Genomic DNA, 22,575 nt, shown 5'->3' on the forward strand with positions numbered 1-22,575 from the left:
CGGTAGTCCGGGCGGCAGGAATGGCGGTAGTCGGGTTACCGTTCGAGTGGCCGTTGTGGGCTTTTCCCGTTTGACACGGGGGCGGGATGTACCGTCACACTCCGCAGCGTCACACGTGCCAGCACGCCGCGACCCCGGGAGGAAGCCCTGGGGAGGCCCCAGCGTCGACCGGAGAGAAGAGCGAAGTTGTCCCCGACCAGCGAGACCGCACAGGGCGGCCGCCGACTCGTCATCGTCGAGTCGCCTGCCAAGGCGAAGACGATCAAGGGCTACCTCGGCCCCGGCTACGTCGTCGAAGCGAGTGTCGGGCACATCCGCGACCTCCCCAACGGCGCCGCGGAGGTGCCGGAGAAGTACACCGGCGAGGTCCGCCGCCTCGGTGTGGACGTCGACCACGACTTCCAGCCGATCTATGTGGTCAACGCCGATAAGAAGGCCCAGGTCAAGAAGCTCAAGGACCTGCTGAAGGACTCCGACGAGCTGTTCCTCGCCACCGATGAGGACCGGGAGGGCGAGGCGATCGCCTGGCACCTCCAGGAGGTCCTCAAGCCGAAGATCCCGGTCAAGCGGATGGTGTTCCACGAGATCACCAAGGACGCGATCCGGGAGGCCGTGGCCAACCCGCGCCAGCTCAACCAGAAGCTGGTCGACGCCCAGGAGACCCGCCGCATCCTCGACCGCCTCTACGGCTACGAGGTCTCGCCGGTCCTGTGGAAGAAGGTCATGCCGCGCCTGTCGGCCGGCCGTGTGCAGTCCGTCGCCACGCGTCTCGTCGTCGAGCGGGAACGCGAGCGGATCGCCTTTCGTTCTGCCGAGTACTGGGACCTGACGGGCACCTTCGCGACCGGCCGCGCGGGCGATTCGTCGGACCCGTCGTCGCTGGTCGCCCGCCTGCAGACCGTCGACGGCAGGCGGATCGCGCAGGGCCGCGACTTCGACTCCGTGGGACGACTCAAGAGCGAGAACACCCTCCACCTCGACGAGGCGACCGCCCGCGCCCTCGCCGCCGCCCTGGAGAACACCCGGTTCTCCGTCCGGTCCGTCGAGTCCAAGCCGTACCGCCGCTCGCCGTACGCCCCGTTCCGGACGACGACGCTGCAGCAGGAGGCCAGCCGCAAGCTCGGCTTCGGCGCGAAGGCGACCATGCAGGTCGCGCAGAAGCTGTACGAGAACGGCTACATCACGTACATGCGTACGGACTCCACGACGCTGAGCGACACCGCGATCGCCGCGGCCCGCGCCCAGGTCACGCAGCTGTACGGCGCCGACTACCTGCCGCCGCAGCCGCGCACGTACGCCGCCAAGGTCAAGAACGCCCAGGAGGCCCACGAGGCGATCCGCCCCTCGGGTGATCGTTTCCGCACTCCCGCCGAGACCGGTCTGACCGGCGACCAGTTCAAGCTGTACGAGCTGATCTGGAAGCGGACCGTCGCCTCCCAGATGAAGGACGCGACCGGTAACTCCGTGACCGTGAAGATCGGTGGCACCGCCGCCGACGGCCGGGACGTCGAGTTCAGCGCCTCCGGCAAGACGATCACCTTCCACGGCTTCCTGAAGGCCTATGTCGAGGGTGCCGACGACCCGAACGCCGAGTTGGACGACCGCGAGCGCCGGCTGCCGCAGGTCGGTGAGGGCGACGCGCTGTCCGCCGAGGAGATCACGGTCGACGGCCACGCCACCAAGCCCCCGGCCCGCTACACCGAGGCCTCGCTGGTCAAGGAGCTGGAAGAGCGCGAGATCGGCCGCCCGTCGACGTACGCGTCGATCATCGGCACGATCCTCGACCGCGGCTACGTCTTCAAGAAGGGCACGGCACTCGTCCCGTCCTTCCTGTCCTTCGCCGTCGTCAACCTCCTGGAGAAGCACTTCGGGCGGCTCGTCGACTACGACTTCACCGCCAAGATGGAGGACGACCTCGACCGCATCGCGGCCGGTGAGGCGCAGGCTGTGCCGTGGCTGAAGCGCTTCTACTTCGGTGAGGGCACTGCCACGGGCGGCGCGGCCGACGCCGGCAACGGCGACGGGGACCACCTCGGCGGCCTCAAGGAGCTGGTGACCGACCTGGGCGCGATCGACGCGCGCGAGGTGTCGTCGTTCCCGGTGGGCAACGACATCGTGCTCCGCGTCGGCCGCTACGGCCCCTACATCGAGCGCGGCGAGAAGGACACCGAGCAGCACCAGCGCGCCGACATCCCGGACGACCTGGCGCCGGACGAGCTGAGCGTCGAGCTGGCCGAGGAACTGCTGGCCAAGCCCAGCGGCGACGTCGAGCTGGGTACCGACCCGACCACCGGCCACGCGATCGTCGCCAAGGCCGGCCGCTACGGCCCGTACGTCACCGAGGTCCTCCCCGAGGGCACTCCGAAGACCGGCAAGAACGCGGTCAAGCCCCGCACGGCCTCGCTGTTCAAGTCGATGTCGCTCGACACGGTGACGCTCGACGACGCCCTGAAGCTGATGTCGCTGCCGCGGATCGTCGGCACCGACGCCGACGGCCAGGAGATCACCGCGCAGAACGGCCGCTACGGCCCGTATCTGAAGAAGGGCACGGACTCGCGCTCGCTGCAGTCCGAGGACCAGCTCTTCACGATCACGCTGGAGGAGGCCCAGGCGATCTACGCCCAGCCGAAGCAGCGCGGTCGGGCCGCCGCCAAGCCGCCGCTGAAGGAGCTGGGCGAGGACCCGGTCTCCGGCAAGCCGGTCGTGGTCAAGGACGGCCGCTTCGGCCCGTACGTCACCGACGGCGAGACCAACGCGACCCTGCGTTCCGGCGACAGCGTCGAGGCGATCACCCCGGAGCGCGGCTTCGAGCTGCTCGCCGAGAAGCGCGCGAAGGGGCCCGCGAAGAAGGCCCCGGCCAAGAAGGCGGCCCCGGCGAAGAAGACCGCCGCCAAGAAGACGGCGGCGAAGAAGACGACCGCGGCCGCGAAGAAGACCACGGCGAAGAAGACGACGACCAAGAAGGCGACCGCTTCCAAGGCCACGGCGTCCGGCACGGAGGACTGACACCTCCGACGGTGCCGGCGGGCCTCCGGGGTTTCCGGTACGGGGGGCGGCTTCCAGTACGGGGCGGTGGCTTCCGGCTCGGGGGCCGCCCTTCCGGTTCCTGGCGACCGCTCTCTGGCGCTGAGGACTGACGGCTCGGCGGGTCACAGACGGCTTCCGGGATGGGCTTGGCGGTTTCCCGCTCCGGGCCCACGGCTTCCGTTTCCCGCTCTGGGCCCACGGCTTCCGGGGTGTGGAGGATCGGCGGCTTCCCACCGGGCCCCCACGGCTTCCCGCCCGGTGGGACGGCAGCCTCCTCGCCCGATGGGCCGGCGCCTCGTGCCGGCGGCCTGCCGTTTCCGGCTTCCGGCCCGGAGCCGTCCCGCCGTCGCACGGAGCGCCGACCCGCCCCCCGGGGCGGGCGAGGAGACTCGCCTCCGGTGCCTTCCGGCTTCGCAGAGCGAACGGGCCGGCATCACTTTGGTGTCGGGGCGTGCTCATGCCAGGAGCGGCGGGGTGTGGTGTCGGTGCCTCCGGATAGGCTGAACGCATGACGCGAGCCGAGCAGCCAACGGCCCCCACCACAGCCCCGGACGACGAGCTGGTCGCGGACTCCCGCGAGCGCGCCGTCCGTTCCCTGCTGCGCCGACCGGAGCTGCGGCGCCTGTGGAGCGCGCAGCTCGTGAGCGGTGTCGGCGACACCCTCGCCCTCCTGGTCCTGGTGGTCCTCGCCCTCCAGGCGTCGATCGCCCAGGGCGCGTTCGGCGGTGGATACCGGGGTGTGGCGTTCGCAGTGGCGACGGTCTTCGCCGCGCGCGTCCTCGCCGCGCTGCTGTTCGGCGCGGTCCTCCTCGGTCCGTTGACCTCGCTCACCGCCCAGGAGGGCCCCCTCGACCGCCGCTGGACCATGGTCGGCGCCGACGGCGTGCGCGCCGCGCTGCTGATCGTCGCACCCCTGTGGATCGACTGGATCCCGGACAACGCGCTGGCCCTCCTGCTGGTCACCGTCTTCGTCACCGGCGTGGCCGAGCGCCTGTGGACGGTGTGCCGGGAGAGCGCGGCCCCGGCCCTGCTGCCCGGCCCGCCCCCGGAGGGCGCCACCGTACGGCCGCTGCCGGACCACATGGACGCCCTGCGCCGTCTCTCGCTGCGCACCGGCTTCCTGGCCCTCCCGCTGGCGGCCGCCGCGCTGGTCGTCGCCGCCCTGCTCAACAACCTGCTGGGCACCGGCGTGGCCTGGTTCGACCAGCACCAAGCGGCCCTCGGCGCGTATGTTGCGGCCGGCCTGTTCGCCGCCTCCCTGTCCGTGCTGACCTTCCTGGAGCTGCCCGACGTACGCACCCCGCGCGCGCGGTCCCCGCTGGAGGGCCTGCGCCGCCCGCGCACCGGCACCGGTGTCGACAAGGGCCGTACGGGCGCGATCCCGCTGCTCGTCCCGGCCTGCGCCGCGGTCGCCGGAGCCATCGCGGCGGCCGTCTCGGTGTGCGTGCTGCACGCCACCGACCTGGGCGGCGGCCCGGTCCTGTACGGCCTGCTGGTGCTGGGCCTGACCGGTGGTGTCGCCGTCGGCATCCGTACGGCCCGCGCGTTGCTGCCCTCGCTCTCGCGCCGCCGGCTGCTCGCCCTCGCGATCGCCTTCACCGGCATCGCCCTGCTGGCCGCCGGGCTGGTCCCGGACGTCACCACGGTCCTGCTGATCGTCACGCTGGCCGGCGTCACCGCGGGCGTGGCCGCGAACACCGGACACGCCCTGCTCGACCAGGAGACCGAGGACTACCGCCGGGCGCGCGTCACCGAGCACCTGCACGCGGTCGTCCGGGTCTTCATTGCGCTCGGCGCCCTGATCGCGCCCGTGGTCGCCGGGCTCATCGGCCGGCACCGGCTGGAGAACGGCAAGTTCGTCTTCACGCACGGCGGCGCCTCCTTCACGCTGATGCTGGTCGGCGCGCTTCTGCTGCCGTTGGCCGTCCTGGTGCTCGCCAAGGTCGACGACCGCTCCGGCATCCCGCTGCGCCAGGACCTCAAGGACGCGCTGCTCGGCGGCGACGACCCGGTCGAGGCGCCGGCGGCCAGCGGTTTCTTCATCGTCCTGGAGGGCGGCGACGGCGCCGGCAAGTCCACCCAGGCCGAGGCCCTCGCCGAGTGGATCCGGGCCAAGGGCCACGAGGTCGTGCTCACCCGCGAGCCGGGGGCCACGCCCGTCGGCAAGCGGCTGCGCTCGATCCTGCTGGACGTGTCCTCGGCGGGCCTGTCCCACCGCGCGGAGGCGCTGCTCTACGCCGCCGACCGGGCCGAGCACGTCGACACCGTCGTACGCCCCGCCCTGGAGCGTGGCGCGGTGGTCATCTCCGACCGCTACATCGACTCGTCCGTCGCCTACCAGGGCGCCGGCCGCGACTTGTCCCCGACCGAGATCGCGCGCATCAACCGCTGGGCGACCAACGGACTCGTCCCGCACCTGACCGTCCTGCTGGACGTCTCCCCGGAGACCGCCCGCGAGCGGTTCACCGAGGCACCGGACCGGCTGGAGTCGGAGCCGGCGGAGTTCCACGCGCGCGTGCGCTCCGGTTTCCTCACGCTGGCCGCCGCCGACCCCGGCCGCTACCTGGTCGTTGACGCCGGCCAGGAGCCCGAGGCCGTCACCACCGTGATCCGGCACCGGCTCGACACCGTGCTGCCCCTGTCCGAGGCCGAGATCAAGGCCCAGGAGGAGGCCCGGAAGAAGGCCGAGGAGGAGGCCCGCCGCAAGGCCGAGGAAGAGGCCGCGCGCAAGGCCGAGGAGGAGCGCCTGGAGCGCGAGCGCCAGGAGGAGCTGGCCCGGCTGCGCGCCGAGGAGGAGGAACGCAAGCGCCGCGAGCTGGAGGAGGCGCAGCGACGCGAGGCCGAACGGCAGGCGGAGGAGGCCCGGCAGCGGGCGGCCGAAGCGGCCCGGCGCGCCGAGGAGGAGCGGCAGCGGCTGCTCGCCGAGGAGGAGGCCCGCGCCGAGGAGGAGGCCCGCCGCAGGGCCGAGGAGGAGCGGCGCCGCAGGCAGGCCGAGGAGGAGGCCCGGCTGCGCGCCGAGGAAGAGGCTCGGCAGGCCCGGCTGCGCGCGGAAGAGGAAGCGCGCCGCCTGGAGAAGCAGCGCAAGGCCGAGGAGGCGCTGCTGCGCGCCGAGGAGGCCCGCCGGCAGGCGGCCGAGGCAGCGGCGGCGGCCGACACGGCGGCCCGCCGGTCCGGCACGTCCCTGCCGGCCGCGCCGGGCCCGACCCCGGACGCGGCGACGGTTCCCACCCCGGTGGTGCAGCCGGACGCACGCGGCACCGAGGAGACGGTCCCGACGCCGGTGGTCTCGCCGGGACAGAGTGAGCCGGACGCGTCCGCCTCGCGGTCGGCCGAGCCCGGCACCGACGCCGAGGTGACGACCGAGCTGCCGCAGGTGCCGGTCGCGGGTGCGGGCGACGAGACGGCGGTGCTGCCGCCGGTTCCCGGTGCGGGCGACGAGACGGCGGTGCTGCCGCCGGTGGTTCCGGGTGCGGCCGATGAGACGGCCGTACTGCCGCCCGTACGGGGTGACGACCCGGCGGACCGGGTGCCGCCCGGCTTCTTCCGGGACGAGCGGTCCGCCGTCGGCCCCGACGGCTCCGAGGACCGTACGCGCGAGATGCCGCAGCTCGACGCCGACGGCAACCCCCGCCGCCGACCGCGTCCCGACTGGGCCGAGGAGACCCCGCTGGACGACCTGCCGTCGCTGGCGGACGAGCTGCTGGGGTCGTACGACGAGCGGGAGTACGGCGACCACGACGAGGAGCAGGGCCGCAGGGGCCGCGGCCGACGAAGCTGAGCGACCGGGTCCCTTGCGGGCACCGGACGTACGGGCTCAGAGCGGCGCAGGTCGGAGCAGCGACCGGCGCCGTCCTCGCCTTTCCCCACCGGCGTCGAAAGGTCCGGCCGTCACCGGAACGTGGGCCGGACCGTTGTCAGTGCCCGCCCGCACAATGGAGGGCAGGAACGCGGAGTGTGACGGAAGGGCGGCGTGACCCATGACCGTATGGGACGACCTCGTCGGGCAGGAGAAGGTGAGCGCGGTGCTCGACGCGGCCGCGCGGGACGCCGACGCCCTCGTCACGGCCGCCGCGGCCGGCGAGCCGCTGCCCGAGGCGTCGAAGATGACGCACGCCTGGCTGTTCACGGGCCCGCCCGGAGCCGGCAGGAACCAGGCGGCCAGGGCCTTCGCCGCCGCCCTGCAGTGCGTGAGTCCCGACCGCGCCCTCGGCGGAGCCCCCGGCTGCGGCTTCTGCGACGGCTGCCACACCGCGCTGCTCGGCACCCACGCGGACGTCTCCTCGGTGGCCGCCGTGGGCTCCGAGATCCTGGTGAGGGACATGCGGGACACGGTCCGCAAGTCGTTCACCGCGCCGGCGAACGGCCGCTGGCAGATCATCCTGGTCGAGGACGCCGAGCGGCTGAACGAGAAGTCGGCCAACGCCGTCCTCAAGGCGGTGGAGGAGCCCGCCCCACGCACGGTCTGGCTGCTGTGCGCCCCCTCCGTCGAGGACGTCCTGCCGACGATCCGCTCCCGCTGCCGCCACCTGAACCTGTGTACGCCGTCCGTGGACGCGGTCGCCGACATGCTCGTACGACGCGACGGCATCGAACCCGAGGTCGCGGCGGCCGCCGCCCGCGCCACCCAGGGGCATGTCGACCGCGCCCGGCGCCTGGCCACCGACCCGGAGGCCCGTGAGCGCCGCGCGGCCGTCCTCAAGCTGCCGCTCCGCCTCGACGAGGTCGGCGCCTGCCTCAGGGCCGCCCAGGAACTGGTCGACGCGGCAGCCGAGGACGCGAAGCAGCTCGCCGAGGAGATGGACGGCAGGGAGGCCGAGGAGCTGAAGGCGGCGCTGGGCGCGGTCCAGGGCGGTCGGCTGCCGCGCGGCACGGCCGGTGTGATGAGGGACCTGGAGGACATGCAGAAGCGCCGTAGAACCCGCACGCAGCGCGACAGCCTCGACATCGCCCTCGGTGACCTCACCGCCTTCTACCGCGACGTCCTCGCCCTCCAGCTCGGCTCCCGCGTGGCGATCGCCAACGGAGACGCCGAGGACGCCCTGGAGCGGCTGGCACGCGGCAGCAGCCCGGAATCCACCCTCCGCCGGATCGAGGCGATCGCCGCGTGCCGCGAGGCCCTGGACCGCAACGTGGCCCCGCTGCTGGCGGTGGAGGCGATGACGATGGCGCTGCGGGCGGGCTGACGCCCTGGCGGGCGGGGTGGACCTCTTGCGGGCGGGCTGAACACCGGGACCGGGAGGCCGACCGACGATGTCACTCCCAAGAAACCGCCGCTGTTTTCCCTCGTACGAGGCACAATCCCCACGCAGCGCGTCCAGGGCATCGCACAGCGTTACGCTCGCCTGATGCACACCAGGCCATCCCTCCGCCGGACCCGGGGCGCCCGCACCCGTACGACGACTCGCCTCACGGCCGCCCTGTTCGCGGCCGCCGCCCTGCTCGTGTCCGCCTGCTCCTCCGGGAGCTCGACCTCGGCCGGCGGTGCGGCGGACGCGGTGCTGGCCGCCCTGCCGCCCGCGACGCCGTCGGCTCTGTCGTCGTACTACTCCCAGCGGCTGCAGTGGCACAGCTGCGGTACCTCTGGATTCGAGTGCGCGACGATGAAGGCCCCGCTGGACTATGCCAACCCCGGTGCGGGCGATGTCCGGCTGGCCGTCTCCCGCAAGTTGGCCACCGGCAAGGGCAGGCCGCTCGGTTCGCTGCTGATCAACCCGGGCGGCCCCGGCGGCTCGGCGGTGGGCTACCTCCAGAGTTACGCGGGCATCGGCTACCCGGCCGACGTCCGTGCCCGCTACAACATGGTCGCGGTGGACCCGCGTGGCGTGGCCCGCAGCGAGCCCGTGGAGTGCCTCGACGGCCGCCAGATGGACACGTACACGCAGACGGACCTGACCCCCGACGACCAGCGGGAGCAGAACGCGCTGGCCACGGCGGACAAGAAGTTCGCGGAGAGCTGCGGGGCGCACTCGGCGCGGGTGCTGCGGCACGTCTCCACCGTCGAGGCCGCGCGCGACATGGACATCCTGCGGGCGGTGCTGGGTGATCCGAAACTGAACTACGTGGGGGCGTCGTACGGCACCTTCATCGGGGCGACGTACGCGGGCCTGTTCCCGGACCGGGTCGGCCGGATGGTCCTGGACGGCGCGCTGGACCCGTCCCTGGACGCCCGGCAGATGAACCTGGACCAGACGGCCGGCTTCGAGACGGCGTTCCAGGCGTTCGCGAAGGACTGCGTACGGCACTCCGACTGCCCGCTCGGCGGCAGGGGCACCACGCCGGCGCAGGTCGGCGACCACCTCAGGGCTTTCTTCCGGAAGATGGACGCGCACCCCATCCCGGCGGGCGACGCGGACGGCCGCAAGCTGGGCGAGTCGCTGGCCATGACCGGCGTGATCGCGGCCATGTACGACCAGGGCACCTGGGAGCAGCTGCGCGAGGCGCTGACCTCGGCGATGAAGGAGAACGACGGGGCGGGCCTGCTCGCGCTCTCCGACACCTACTACGAACGTGACGCCAGCGGCCACTACAGCAACCTGATGATGGCCAACGCGGCCGTGAACTGCCTGGACCTGCCGCCGGCCTTCACCGGCCCCGAGCAGGTCGACAAGTCCCTGCCCGCCTTCGAGAAGGCGTCCCCGGTCTTCGGCGACGGCCTGGCCTGGGCCTCGCTGAACTGTGCGTACTGGCCGGTGAAGGCCACGGGTGAGCCGCACCGCATCGAGGCGAAGGGTGCGGCGCCGATCGTGGTGGTCGGCACCACCCGCGACCCCGCGACCCCGTACCACTGGGCGCAGTCCCTGGCCCACCAGCTCTCCTCGGGCCGCCTCCTGACGTACGTCGGCGACGGCCACACCGCCTACGGCCGCGGCAGTACCTGCATCGACACGGCGATCAACACCTACCTGCTCGACGGCACCCCGCCCGCCGCAGGAAAACGCTGCTCATAGCCCCTGCCGCGCCCCTGCCACCCGCCCCGGAGCCCGCCCTTCCGGGGCGTGGTCGGAGCACCTCCAGAAACTGTGTAGACTTACCGACGTTGCCGATCGCACCATGGTGCGGACGGCGCGCCGCCTTAGCTCAGATGGCCAGAGCAACGCACTCGTAATGCGTAGGTCTCGGGTTCGAATCCCGAAGGCGGCTCCACTGAAGCCCAGCTCAGACAGTGTCCGAGCTGGGCTTTCTCGTTTCAGCGGATGTGACGGTGGTGTCGAGAAACAAGCTTTTTGTAGGAAAAAGGTCCGCTTTGGGGTGTTGACGTCATGTCTGTGGCATATGACGATGAGCGGAATCACGAGCGCCGAACCGTCGCCCTGTGAACCCCGCGGCGCTCCCGTCTCGGCCCTAAGGAGGGCGGCAATGAAGACGTTCCGGAGGCGCATCCCGGGCAAGAAATCGGCGGTAGCGGCAATGATCCTAGGGGCGATCCTCTTCGTCGCTCCGGCCGCGACCGCCGCTACCGAGAGCCCGAAGTCCCAGAGCCCCAACGCCGACCACTGCATCCACAGCCTCGGTCCGGCCGGGCGCTTTTATTACCCGGGCTACGCCAACGTCCCCTGTATTTGAGTGACCGGCCTGCCGGTATCTGACAAAACTGGAGCAAAGGGACTGCAAAGTGAATCGTGATCGGGTGAACCCGCGGATCTGAGGCAACATCTTGGTGAACGGTGGGCGCCGCGCGGTCAGGGCGCGGCGCCGCCGTCGGCTGGATGGGGTGAGGGACGTGGTGGAGCCGAGGATCGCCGTAGCCGTGGTGACCATGGGCAACCGGCCCGCCGAGGTCGACGCACTGCTGGAGTCCGTGGCCAAGCAGGACCTCGCCCCCGCCCGCATCGTGATCGTCGGCAACGGCTGCCGGCTGCCCGAGTTCGCCCGCCGGCTCTCCCTGCCCGGCGAGGTCACCACCATCGACGTGGAGGAGAACCTCGGCTGCCCGGGCGGCCGGAACGTCGCCCTCGCCCGCCTGCGGGAGTACGGCGACGTCGACGTCGTCGTGGAACTGGACGACGACGGGCTGCTCCTCGACGCCGATGTGCTGCGGCGCGTACGGGACCTGTACGCCGCCGACCCGCGCCTCGGCATCGTCGGCTTCCGCATCGCCGACGAGCACGGCGAGACCCAGCAGCGGCACGTGCCCCGCGTAGGCAAGTCCGATCCGCTGCGCGGGGGTTACGTCACCGGCTTCCTCGGCGGCGGGCACGCCCTGCGCATGGCGATGCTGGCCGAGACCGGGGTCTGGCCCGCCGAGTTCTTCTTCGCGCACGAGGAGACCGACCTCGCCTGGCGCGCCGCCGACGCCGGCTGGAAGATCCTCTACGCCCCCGAACTGCTCCTCCAGCACCCCAAGACCTCGCCTGCCCGGCACGCCATCTACTACCGGGTCAACGCCCGCAACCGCGTCTGGCTCGTCCGGCGCCGGCTGCCGTTGCCGCTCGTCCCCGTGCACCTCGGGGTGTGGACGCTGCTCACCCTCGCCCGCACGCGCTCCCCGGCGGGGCTGAAGGCGTGGTTCGGCGGGTTCGTGGAAGGGCTGCGGGAGCCGGCCGGCGAGCGTCGGCCCATGCGCTGGCGGACGGTGTGGCGACTCGCCCGGCTGGGACGTCCACCGGTGATCTGAGGCGCGGGAGATCTGGCGGTGGGCTGAGGTGCCCGGGCCTCGGTGGGCCGGGCACGGCGCCCTCGCCGGTGATGCCGATCCGAATCCGGGGCGTGGGTGCCTGCGGCGATCGCCTCGCCGGCGCGAGCGGGGCGTGGAGAAGGGAACGGGACGGGGCCCCGGGCGTTCACCTCCGCCGACCGGGGCCCCTTGCGTCCCCGGACCCGGCCTACGGCGACACTCCCCCGAGTTACGCGACATACGCGCGCGCCGTCGGGCCAGATCCGATGGAAATGATCACATCAGGATTCACCAACGGATCGCTAACATATGGCCAACGGTTCGTCGGTAACTGGCGAACCTGTTGGCCGGAACTCGCCGACGGTATCCGAAACAGGCCATCGGACAGGCCGATCCGGGGCTGGTCCGGACGGCAGAAGGTGGCGGGAAACCGTTGTGGACAGGGCGGAATTCCGCCAGGGAACAGCGGGCACAGGCTCGCAGGGAACGGCGGGCACAGGCTCGTCGCGGTGCGCGGTCGGCCCCGACCGCGCGGGAAGGCAGTGGAGCGGTGTGATGCGGCGGTGCGAGCTGCGGTTCGGACTGCTGGGGCCGCCGGTCCTGTACGACCGACAGCCGTTCGGGATCTCGTACGACACCCCCGACGCCCCTCCGGGCAACTCTCCCTGCGACGGCACCGATACCGACAACGCCGTCCGTGCCATCGGCAGCCCCAAGGTGCGCGCGCTGCTGGCCGCTCTGCTGCTGGAGCCGGGCCGGGTGGTGTCGGTGGAGTCACTGAAGGACGCCCTGTGGGGCGGGGCGCCGCCCGTCTCCGCGCAGGCCTCCCTGCACAACCACGTCACCCGGCTGCGCCGGCTCCTGGATGACCCCGACCGGCTCAGGGCCGTACCGCCGGGATACGTACTGCGCGTCGACCAGGGCGAGTTGGACGTGCACGTCTTCGACGCCCGGGTCGCCGAGGCACGTGCGGCGCATGCCCGGCGGGACTGGCCGGGTGTCGTACGGTCCTGCACGGCCGCACTCGCGCTCTGGCGCGGCACCCCGCTCAGCGGGCTCCCCGCCGACCTCGGTGGTTATGCCCTGGTGCAGCGCCTGGAGGAGGCGCGGCTGCTGCTGCTGGAGTGGCGTTACGACGCAGAACTCGCCTTGGATGGCACGCGGTTGGCCGGGATCGTCCCGGAGCTCGCGGCGTTGGTCGCCGAGTATCCGCTGCGCGAGGCGTACCACCGCCAGCTCATGCTCGCCCTGCACCGCACGGGCCGTCAGGCCGAGGCCCTCGCCGTCCACCGTGATCTGCGCGCCCGCCTGATCGAGGAACTCGGCATCGAACCCGGCCCGGCGGTCCGCGAGGCCCACGTCGAGGTGCTGCGGGGGAGTGACGAGGAACGGCAGGGGGCCGAGGGGGAGCGCGGCGGCCGTCGGTGGGGCGCGGAGGGGCACCGCCAGCCCGTGGGTGCCGGTCACTTGGACGGCGCCGCCGAGGAGGCCGAAACGCCGGCCCCGCACGAGGGCGGTGCCGCACCGGATGCCCGGCGGACCCCGCGGCCCGCGCAACTCCCGCCGCCGCCCGCTCATTTCACCGGCCGCGTCGATGTCCGCCGCGAGCTGCGGCGCGCGCTCACCGAGCCGCCCGCCCCGGCTCCGGCCATCGCCGTGATCAGCGGCATGGCGGGCGTCGGCAAGAGCGCGCTCGCCCTGGCCGTGGCACATGAGCTGCGGGAACGTTTCGCCGATGGGCAGCTGTACGTCAACCTGCACGGCGCCACCCCCGGCATGACCCCGCTCAGCTCCGTCCAGGCGCTCGCCGCGCTGCTCCGGGACCTGGGCGCCGAGCCCCGCAACATCCCCGAACACCCGGACGCGGCCACCGCGTTGCTCCGCTCGCTGCTCGCCCCGGCCCGCGTCCTGCTGGTGCTGGACGACGCGGCGAACGCGGCCCAGGTACGGCCCCTGCTGCCGGCCGGACCCGGCTGCGCGGTGATCGTCACCAGCCGCTCGCCGCTGACCGCCCTCGACGGCGCCCGGCGCTTCCCGCTCGCCCCGCTGACCGGCGAGGACAGCGCGGCACTGCTGCGCGCGGTGAGCGGACGCGAGGGCCTGGACGCCGGTCACCCGCTGGTCGAGCTGACCGGCCGGCTCCCGCTGGCGCTGCGCGTCGTGGCCGCCCGGCTCGCCGCCCGCCGCGCCCTCACCCCGGATGTGCTGGCGGGCCAACTCGCCGAGACCGGTGGCCGGTTGCGTCATCTCGAGTACGACGACCTGAGCGTCCGGCGTTCCCTGGCCGTCGCCCACGACGCGCTCGCCGCCGCCGAGCGCGAGGCGGACCGGGACGCGGCCCTCGCGCTGCGCCGTATCGGCGCGCTGGACCTGCCGACCTACGGCGCCCCGCTGATCGCCCGCCTCACCGGCACCGACGCGCGGCGCGCCGAGGCGGCCCTGGACCGCCTGGTCGACGTCGCCCTCCTGGAGGAGACCACCTACGGCCGTTACGCCCCGCACGACCTCGTCCGCGACTTCGCCCGCGAACTGGCGGACACGGGGAAGGACGCCGGCACGGGGGCGCCGGGCGACCTTCCGGACACGGACACCGAGCGGAGCCCGGGGACGCCGGGGGAGGCCGACCGCCGGACCGACTTCGCCGCCGCGCCCACCCCCGACCTGGTCGCCCTGCGCTGGTACGCCGCCGTGGCCGAACGGGTGCTGGAGGTGATCGTGGAGCCCGGGATCGACCAGGAGGACCGGCGCCGGCCCACATCCACGCAGCCGCCGGAACACGCGGCCGACGTGGCCGCGCTGACGTCCTTCGAGTCCGCCGAGCAGGCCTTCGGCTGGGGCGAGGTGGAGCTGGAGAACGTCGTGGCCCTGGTGTCACGCAACGCCGGCACGTCCGACCCGCGCCGGGCCGCGCACCTGTCGACGCTCGCGCGGTTGCTCTTCCCCTACGTCCAGCGCGGCGGCCGGGTCGCCGAGATGGAGGTGCTGGGGCGGGCCGCGCTCGGGGCGGCACGGCGGCTCGGGGACGCGGCGGCCGAGGCGTACGCGCTCGGTGACCTGGCGGGCCTGCACTTCCTGACCGGCCGGCAGAAGGACGCCCTCGCTCTCACCGACCAGTGCCTGGAGATCTGGCGGCGGCTCGGAGTCGTCTCCAGGATCCGGCGCTGCCTGAACAACCGGGGGCTGCTGCTGGAGGGGCTCGGGCGGTTCACGGAGTCCGGGGAGGCGCTGCGGCAGAGCCTCGCGTACTCGCGGCAGCTGAACGACCCCTACGGCGAGGCCGTCACCCACAGCCACCTCGGCAATCTCTACGAGCACACCGACCCGCGCGCCGCGATCGAGCAGCACCGGCGCTCGCTGGCGATCGGGGACGCGATCGGCGCGGTCATCGTGCAGCACTCGGCGCACTGCAACATCGGCTACGCCCATCTCACCCTCGGCGAACCGGAAGCCGCGGCGGAGCACTTCGAGGAGAGCCTGCGCATCCTCGGCGTGCACGGCGACTGGCACGGCGAGTCCCAGACCCGGCTCGGCCTGGTCCGCGCGCTGCGGCAGCTGGGGGAGACCGAACGGGCGGGCCGCGAGTGCGCCGAGCTGCTGTGCCGCGCCGACGCCCGCGCCGACCGCTACATGGGCGGCCTGGCCCGGCACCAGCACGGGCTGCTGCTGAGCGCGCGGGGGCGGCGGACGGAGGCGTACGACGCCTGGCGCGCGGCACTCGCGGCGCTGGACGGCACCGACGAGCAGGCGGTCGTGGCGGAACTGCGGGAGCTCCTCGCGGAGTGACGGAAGGCCTTGGGAGCAGCGCGCGCCCCGAAGGAGCGCGGGGAACTGCGCGACCAGCGACGACCCGCCCGCTCACGCCGGCCGCGACTTCCCCATGCCCCTTGGGCGGATGCCTCCGGCGCAGCGCTCACTTGGCGTCGGCATAGCACTCGACCACCGCTGTCGTGAACGGGAACCGCACCGGTGTCTCGCCGAAGGTCAGGCGGCCGGCGAGGTCGGCGGAGGCGTGGATGGCCTGGACGACCGTGTCGGCCTCGTCGGCGGGGCAGTGCACGATCACCTCGTCGTGCTGGAAGAACACCAGCTCCGCCTTGAGGCCCGCGCAGGCCCGGCGGAGCCCGGCGAGCATCAGCAGGGCCCAGTCGGCGGCGCTGCCCTGGACGACGAAGTTCCGCGCGAAGCGGCCCCGCGCCCGGGAGTTGGTGGAGGCGTAGCCGGGGACCCAGGGCGCCTGGCCGTCGGGCTGTGTCTCCGTGTCGTCCTCGGCGACGGGGATGCCCGCCTCCCCTGCCGCGTCCTCGCCGGATCCGGCGGCCGGCGGGCAGGTCCGGCCCAGCCAGGTGCGCACCAGCCGGCCCTCCTCGCCCGCGCGGGCCGCCTCGTCGACGTAGGCGACGGCCTTCGGGAAGCGGCGGCGCAGCGCGGCCAGGTTCTTCAGGCCGTCGCCCGAGGTCTGGCCGTAGATCGCGCCCAGGACGGCGATCTTGGCCTGGTCGCGGTCGCCGGAGAAGGCGTGGTCGGACACGGACTGGTAGAGGTCGCTCGCACGGCCGGCGACCTCCATCAGTCCGGGGTCACGGGAGATGGCGGCGAGCACGCGCGGCTCCATCTGGTCGGCGTCGGCCACGACCAGCCGCCAGCCGGGGTCGGCGACCACGGCCCGGCGGATCACCTTGGGGATCTGCAGTCCGCCTCCGCCGTTGGTCACCCAGCGGCCGGTGACCGTGCCGCCGGCGAGGAACTCGGGGCGGAAGCGGCCGTCGCGCACCCAGTCCTGCAGCCAGGACCAGCCGTGTGCCACCCAGATGCGGTACAGCTTCTTGTACTCCAGCAGGGGTTCGACGGCCGGGTGGTCGACGGACCGGATCTCCCAGCGGCGGGTGGACTTCACCTTGATCCCGGCCTGGGCGAAGGCCTTGATCACGTCGGCGGGCAGGTCGGGGCGGACGCGGCGGCCGAAGGCGGCCGAGACCTCGTCGGCCAGCTCGGCGAGGCGGCGCGGCTCGCCGCCGCCCGCGTACCGCTCGCCCAGCAGGTCGTGCAGCAGGCGGCGGTGGACCTCGGCGCTCCACGGCAGGCCCGCGTGGTTCATCTCGGCGGCCACCAGCATGCCCGCCGATTCGGCGGCGGTCAGCAGCCGCATCCGGTCGGGGTGGGCGGTCCGCTCGTGCCGCCGTAGCTGCTCGGCGTAGACCGCGAGGAGGCCGGTCAGGGGCAGGCGGGTGCCGGTGGGCTCGAACAGCGGGGACTGGGCGCCCGGTTCGGCCGAGCGCTGGGGCGGGTCGGGCGGTACGGGGCCGCCCCGGAGGCGGGCCAGGGCGGCGGCGGCCGAGCGCGGATCGCCGTACCGGCCCTCGTGGCCCAGCAGGAGTGTCTCGGCGTCCTCGATGTCGTAGCACCGCTCCACTCGCACCCCCGTGGCGAGCAGACGCGGGTAGACCTCGGGGGTGGATCGCCACACCCAGCGCGTCACCTCCGGGCGGCTCCGCACCGCCCCGGCGAGATCGCTCTCCCGCCGCACCGGCCCGGCGGGCAGGCCGTCCGGGCCGAGGGGGGCGACGTCCACGCCTCCGTCCTCGGCCGGTGCGAGCGCCCACCGGTCGGTCATGACTGCGAGTGTGGCAGCCGGGTCTGACAATCGGCCTGACCTGCGGTTTCAGTCCTTTGTGCCGGTCGAGTCGTCCGTCGCGGCCTCGGCCGCCGTGGCCGCCGCCTTCGTCTGCTCCAGCAGCAGCGACAGCACCTTGGCGACGTACTCCTCGGTCGCGGGCTTGGTGATGCCGAGGCCGCTGAGGACGCCGCGGCCGTTCTCGTGCTCCAGGAGCGCCAGCAGGATGTGCTCGGTGCCGATGTAGTTGTGGCCGAGCCGGAGCGCCTCGCGGAAGGTGAGCTCCAGGACCTTCTTGGCGTCGGGGCCGTAGGGGATGAGGTCCGGAACCTCCTCCGCGGCGGGCGGGAGCGCGGCGGTCGCGGCCTGCCGTACGGCGTCCAGCAGGACGCCCTGCGCGGTGATCGCCTTCGCGGCGATGCCCTCGGGCTCGGCCAGCAGTCCGAGGACCAGGTGCTCGGGGCGACCCTCGGGGTTGCGGGCGGTCACCGACTCGTTGTGCGCGGCCATGACCACGTTCCGCGCGCGCGTGGTGTAGCGGCTGAAGCCCTGGCTGAGGTCGAGGTCGGTGGACTCCTTCGGTACGAACCGCTTCTGCGCCGCCTGCCGGGTGACGCCCATGCTCCGGCCGATCTCGGTCCAGGACGCGCCCGAGCGTCGTGCCTGGTCGACGAAGTGCCCGATCAGATGGTCGGCCACGTCACCGAGGTGGTCGGCGGCGATCACCGCGTCCTGGAGCTGTTCGAGGGGCTCGTTGTGGGCCTTCTTGATGGCCTCGATGAGGTCGTCGAGGCGTACGGATGCCGTGATGTTCGGGTTGGTCGCCATGTGTCAACCGTAGGTTGCACCCAACGGAGTGTCAACCGGTAGTTGACAGTGCTTCGGCGTGCTCGCCGGTCACTTCGGCGCGACCGCCAGACGCACCGCCAGGCCGGCGAACACCGTTCCGCTGAAGTAGTCCTGGCCCCGGGCGAGCCGTCGACTGCGCCGAAGGAGCAAGGCGAGCTTCCCGGAGAGCAGTCCGACCGAGCCGTCCACCACCACGCCCATCGCCGTGATCGTGAAGCCCAGGACGAGGAACTGCTCGCGGACGTGCCCCAGGCCGGGGTTCACGAACTGCGGCAGGAAGGAGACGTTGAAGAGGATCACCTTCGGGTTGAGGAGATTGGTGACGGCGCCCCGCCAGAACGCCCGACGGCGCCCGTTCCCCGGCGCCGCCTCGGTCTCGACCGGGCCGCCGTCGCCCCGGAACGCCTTGACCGCGAGGAACAGCAGGTAGGCCGCGCCCGCCCAGTGCAGCACCTCGTAGAGCGTCGGCAGGGTCAGGAACAGCGCCGACAGGCCGAGCGCCGCGGCGACCGTGTGCACGAGCATGGCGCAGGCGACTCCGACGGCGGCCGACACCCCCGTCAGGGGGCCGCTCCGGCCGCCCACCGCCACGATGAACATCATGTCGGGTCCGGGAGTGACGCAGAGTGCGAAAGCGGCGATCAGGAACGCCGCGTAGAGAGACGTGTCCACCATGCCGCCATGCTTCGTGCGCTCCCACGCGCGCGTGGCGGAATTCCAGGGACTGAGACGATCCGTCGGCCAAGTGGTCCGCGGGGCGGCGGCGTTGACGTCCGGGACCCTCCCGTGGAACCCGTCAATGTCCCGCCCAGCCGCCGTGCCCGTTCGGGGGACAGGTGCGCCGGGCGACCCACCCGCACCTGGAGCCCGCCGCACCGCCGATCCGGGCCTGACCGCTCCGGCCGCCCGGAGGTCGTCCTCCAGCCCCCTCCGTCATCGGCAACTACCTTGGTCTCGACCACTGCATCGGTCTCGACCACTGCATCCCGCACCTCTGCGCCCCCGTGCCCCAGCACACCTGGCGGCCTCGATCGGCCCCAGCCTCCCTTCATCCACAGCCTGTGGACAAAGTTCGGCCCGCTGTCGGTGGGGCATGGCACGATCGACGGTGTGACCAGCACTGCCAGCACGGTCGAGAGGGCCTTCCGGAGCGCCCTGTACGACGACACCGACACCGGCCTCGACACGGGTGCCTCCCTGCTCGCCGCCGACCCCGCCGCGGACGCCGAACTCGCGCGGCGGGGCGAGGAGTTCGTGGCGACGGCCTGGCAGCGCGGCTGGCAGCCCGCCGATGTCGTACGGCTGGTGCGGCGCGAACTGGAGGATGCGCATGTGCGCCTGGCCGCCGCCCTGATCCGCACCCAGGCCGGGCGGGACCGCCCGCGCGGGCGCCGCTGGACCGCCCAGCTGGCGGAGCTGCCCGAGGGTCCCGCCCGCGAGGCCGACCGCTTCTCGCAGGCCACGACCACGCTGGAGCTGTACCGCCTGCTGCTGTGCCTGCCCGCCCTGGAGCCCCTGGAGGAGGAGCCCCGGCGCGCCTCCGGCCCGGCCGCCTCCCGCATGCTCGCCCGGATCCGCGCGCTGCTCGCCAAGGCCGAGGCGACCGGGTATCCGGAGGAGGCGGAGGCGCTCAGCGCCAAGGCGCAGGAGCTGATGGCGCGGCACAGCGTCGACGAGGCGCTGCTCGCCGCCGACGCGCCCGCGCCGGACGCGCCCGGCGCGTGCCGGATCGGGGTCGAGCCGCCGTACGAACAGGCCAAGGCGGTCCTGCTCGACGCCGTGGCCGGCGCGAACAACTGCCGCGCGGTGTGGAACGAGCCGCTCGGCTTCTCCACGGTCGTCGGTTTCGAGGCGGACCTGGAGGCGGTCGAGCTGCTCTACACCTCGCTGCTGGTGCAGGCCACGCACGCGATGACCAAGGCGGAAGCCGCGCAGAGAGCCGGCGGGCGGAAGCGGACCAAGACCTTCCGGCAGTCGTTCCTGGCCGCCTACGCCCACCGGGTCGGCGACCGGCTCGCGGCCGCCGCCGAGACCCAGGTCAGCCAGGACCTGCTGCCGGTCCTCGCCACCAGGGAGATAGCCGTCACCGACCGCCTGCAGCGCATGTTCCCCGAGACCACCACCAGCCGGCTGCGCGGGGTGACCGACGCGGCCGGCTGGACGGAGGGCGCACGAGCGGCAGACCACGCCCAGGTCAGGGCACGCCGCGGGCTGGAGTGAACCACCCAGGGCTGGGTGACCCGCTTTGCATCGCCCGAAGTTGGGGTGAGAGCGCTCCGGTTCGGAGCCGGCCCGCCCCAATCCGACGTCAGCCCACCACAGGCCGGAGTGAGCCCACCCGAAGCCGGGGCGAGCCCGCCCCCGCTCCTGGAGCCAGCCCGTCGGAAGCCGGTGTCAGCGCGCCCCATGCTGGAGCCATCCCGCTGGAAGCCGGTGTCAGCCCACCACAGGCCGGAGTGAGCCCACCCGAAGCCGGGGCGAGCCCGCCCCCGCTCCTGGAGCCAGCCCACCCGAAGCCGGGGCGAGCCCGCCCCCGCTCCTGGAGCCAGCCCGCTGGAAGCCGGTGTCAGCGCGCCCCAGGCTGGAGCCAGCCCGCCCCAAGCCGGCGTCACCCCGCCCAACCCGCAGTGAACTCGCGCCCTCCAGCCCGCCCCGGCGCTCAGTGACCCCGCGTCTCCCAGCCCGCCCTGGCGCTCAGTCGCCGACCTGCTGGAAGGCCGTCACGGAGGCGTTCGGGCCGGTGCCCGCGGTCTGGGTGGCGACGGGGCCGTAGGACCAGGGGAAGCTTCGGGAGGCGGTGGTGCCGGGCAGGGTGATCTTCACGGTCTTGGCGTCCAGCGCGGCCTTGTCGCCCGCCTTGCCCCGCACGTAGCTGATGGTGAACGACGCCGAGTCACCCTTGGCGAGCTTCAGCTTCTGGGCCTTGGCGCCCTTGAGGGCCGACACCTTGGCCTCGGTGTTGCCGGCGCTCAGGACGACGCCCGCGAAGTTGTCCAGGGTGCAGGCCTTGCTCTGGTTGGTGATGCTGACCGGGATCTCACCCGTGTCCCCGGCCTTCGGCGCCACGCTCGCGGACCCGATCTGCACGGAGACCCCGCCGATCTCGCAGGCCGAGCCGTTCTTGCCTGCGCTCTTGCTCCCCCCGCCGTCGCAGGCGGTGAGCAGCAGGGCGGCGGCGAGGGCCGTGACGGTGAGCGGAATGGCGCGCATGAGCAGGTCCCATCGAGGTCGTGACGGTGCCCCTGCATCATGGCGCCTGCGCTCCGGCTCTGTTCGCTCACCCCGGCGGAATCACCACTTCAGGTGGCGCTCCGCACCGGACTCACCACTGTCACTGCCTCAACCCGGCGCCGGCAACGCGCCGCTTCAACGCTCCGAGTCAACTCACTGCTTCAACTTGGTCGGCAGCGCCGAAGGCAGCTTGCCGCCCTCCGCCTTCGTGTACGTCTCCTTGCCGGTCTTGCCCGACCAACTCACGGTCATGGCCTTGGCGTCCACCGCGTCGACCATGCCGGTGACCCGGTCCTTGTTGCCGTCGGGGCAGGTCAGATGGATCATCTGCATCCCGGACTCCTCGCCCGCGGCTCCCTGGCACCAGGCCTTCCGGCCGGTCACGAAGAGCCCGGCCTTCTTACCGGTGATCACCAGGGCCACGATCTTGCCGCCGCTCGTGGTGATCCAGCTGCCCTGGAGCTTGCCGGCGGCCCCGGACACCGCTCCGGAGCCCGAGGGGGACGCCGACGCGGTGGTGGCGCTCGGCGTCGCGGAGGCGGCGGTCTTGTCGCCGTCACCCCCGCCCCCACTGCACGCGGTCAGCGCGGCGAGCGCGCCCACCAGGCCCGCGGCCACGGTCGCGGTCCGCACCCTCGCCCTCGCGGCACCCGAAGCACTCGCACCAGTCGCAGACGTCACCGGAAAGCTCCCAAGCTGTAGCGGCCGGCCGTCCTCGGCCGGACGGCCCGCAGCAAGCTACCAGCAGTCACCATGAGGACCGCCGGACGCCGGGCAGGAATCAGTTGTGAACCTGCTCGCGGCCCATAGGTAGGCGATTACCTACGCTTGACCGGTAGGGAATCGCCTACCTATTGTCGTACTCATGAACATCACTCACGCCTCCTTCGTCACCCTCCCCGTCGCCGACCAGGACCGAGCCCTGCGCTTCTACCGGGACGTTCTCGGCTTCGAGGTCACCGCCGATCTCCAGATGGCGCCCGGGCGCTGGCTGCAGGTCGCGCCGAAGGGGGCGCAGACCGTCTTCACGCTCTCCGGGCCGGGCATGGGCGATTTCGAGCCCGGCTCGGCACGGGGGATCATGTTGGTGACGACCGATGTCGACGCCGACTGCGCGCGGCTTGCCGAGGCGGGCACCGAGGTGCAGGGCCCGGAGGAGTACCCGTGGGGGCGCATGGCCTCCTTCACGGACCCCGACGGCAACGGTCTGATGCTGCTGACGGAGAAGGAAGGCTTCTGACCG

The 22,575-nt window shown here is 72.9% G+C and carries 14 protein-coding genes and 1 tRNA gene; 10 read left to right on the top strand and 5 right to left on the bottom strand.

The window, feature by feature from the left end:
• Positions 1 to 186 precede the first annotated feature (186 nt).
• The 8 genes from topA to AB0M27_RS20575 all read left to right on the top strand — a co-directional run bounded on the left by topA (position 187) and on the right by AB0M27_RS20575 (position 15,424).
• On the top strand, positions 187 to 3,006 hold the full coding sequence (gene topA, locus AB0M27_RS20540) for a type I DNA topoisomerase (protein ID WP_365723281.1): 2,820 nt from the start codon (positions 187 to 189) through the stop codon (positions 3,004 to 3,006).
• Positions 3,007 to 3,535: 529 nt separating this feature from the next.
• Complete coding sequence (tmk, locus tag AB0M27_RS20545; protein WP_365723282.1) at positions 3,536 to 6,805, top strand: dTMP kinase; 3,270 nt, start codon at positions 3,536 to 3,538, stop codon at positions 6,803 to 6,805.
• Between the two features lie 199 nt (positions 6,806 to 7,004).
• A complete protein-coding gene (locus tag AB0M27_RS20550) occupies positions 7,005 to 8,210 on the top strand; it encodes a DNA polymerase III subunit delta' (RefSeq protein WP_365723283.1) in 1,206 nt (401 codons plus the stop codon).
• Positions 8,211 to 8,372: 162 nt separating this feature from the next.
• Positions 8,373 to 9,974 (top strand): alpha/beta hydrolase, encoded by a 1,602-nt coding sequence (locus AB0M27_RS20555; protein ID WP_365723284.1) that lies wholly within the window; start codon positions 8,373 to 8,375, stop codon positions 9,972 to 9,974.
• Positions 9,975 to 10,093: 119 nt separating this feature from the next.
• Positions 10,094 to 10,170: transfer RNA gene (locus tag AB0M27_RS20560), tRNA-Thr, on the top strand.
• A 213-nt stretch (positions 10,171 to 10,383) separates the two neighbouring features.
• A complete protein-coding gene (locus tag AB0M27_RS20565; protein WP_365723285.1) occupies positions 10,384 to 10,590 on the top strand; it encodes a hypothetical protein in 207 nt (68 codons plus the stop codon).
• Positions 10,591 to 10,747: 157 nt separating this feature from the next.
• Entirely contained in the window at positions 10,748 to 11,641 is an 894-nt protein-coding gene (locus AB0M27_RS20570) for a glycosyltransferase (RefSeq protein WP_365723286.1), read from the top strand.
• Positions 11,642 to 12,196: 555 nt separating this feature from the next.
• Entirely contained in the window at positions 12,197 to 15,424 is a 3,228-nt protein-coding gene (locus AB0M27_RS20575; protein ID WP_365723287.1) for a BTAD domain-containing putative transcriptional regulator, read from the top strand.
• 127 nt (positions 15,425 to 15,551) lie between these two features.
• Here AB0M27_RS20575 and AB0M27_RS20580 read toward each other — a convergent pair whose 3' ends face one another.
• From AB0M27_RS20580 to AB0M27_RS20590, 3 genes are all read right to left on the bottom strand, one after another.
• Positions 15,552 to 17,252, bottom strand: a complete 1,701-nt coding sequence (locus tag AB0M27_RS20580; RefSeq protein ID WP_365723288.1) for a bifunctional 3'-5' exonuclease/DNA polymerase — start codon at positions 17,250 to 17,252, stop codon at positions 15,552 to 15,554.
• Positions 17,253 to 17,300: 48 nt separating this feature from the next.
• Entirely contained in the window at positions 17,301 to 18,080 is a 780-nt protein-coding gene (locus tag AB0M27_RS20585) for a Clp protease N-terminal domain-containing protein (protein ID WP_365723289.1), read from the bottom strand.
• Positions 18,081 to 18,149: 69 nt separating this feature from the next.
• Positions 18,150 to 18,776 (bottom strand): LysE family translocator, encoded by a 627-nt coding sequence (locus AB0M27_RS20590; protein WP_365723290.1) that lies wholly within the window; start codon positions 18,774 to 18,776, stop codon positions 18,150 to 18,152.
• 435 nt (positions 18,777 to 19,211) lie between these two features.
• Between AB0M27_RS20590 and AB0M27_RS20595 the strand changes: the two genes are divergently transcribed.
• A complete protein-coding gene (locus AB0M27_RS20595) occupies positions 19,212 to 20,321 on the top strand; it encodes a DUF2786 domain-containing protein (RefSeq protein ID WP_365723291.1) in 1,110 nt (369 codons plus the stop codon).
• 474 nt (positions 20,322 to 20,795) lie between these two features.
• Here AB0M27_RS20595 and AB0M27_RS20600 read toward each other — a convergent pair whose 3' ends face one another.
• Both AB0M27_RS20600 and AB0M27_RS20605 read right to left on the bottom strand, forming a co-directional pair.
• Entirely contained in the window at positions 20,796 to 21,311 is a 516-nt protein-coding gene (locus AB0M27_RS20600) for a DUF4232 domain-containing protein (RefSeq protein WP_365723292.1), read from the bottom strand.
• A gap of 174 nt (positions 21,312 to 21,485) precedes the next feature.
• The gene (locus tag AB0M27_RS20605; protein WP_365723293.1) at positions 21,486 to 21,965 is read right to left on the bottom strand and encodes a hypothetical protein; all 480 of its coding nucleotides are present in this window, start codon (positions 21,963 to 21,965) and stop codon (positions 21,486 to 21,488) included.
• 232 nt (positions 21,966 to 22,197) lie between these two features.
• Here AB0M27_RS20605 and AB0M27_RS20610 point away from each other — a divergent pair, with 232 nt between their 5' ends.
• On the top strand, positions 22,198 to 22,572 hold the full coding sequence (locus AB0M27_RS20610; protein ID WP_365723294.1) for a VOC family protein: 375 nt from the start codon (positions 22,198 to 22,200) through the stop codon (positions 22,570 to 22,572).
• Positions 22,573 to 22,575: the final 3 nt, after the last annotated feature.

Origin of the sequence: Streptomyces sp. NPDC052107, assembly GCF_040680215.1 — a bacterium.
In the GTDB taxonomy this organism is placed as follows: domain Bacteria; phylum Actinomycetota; class Actinomycetes; order Streptomycetales; family Streptomycetaceae; genus Streptomyces.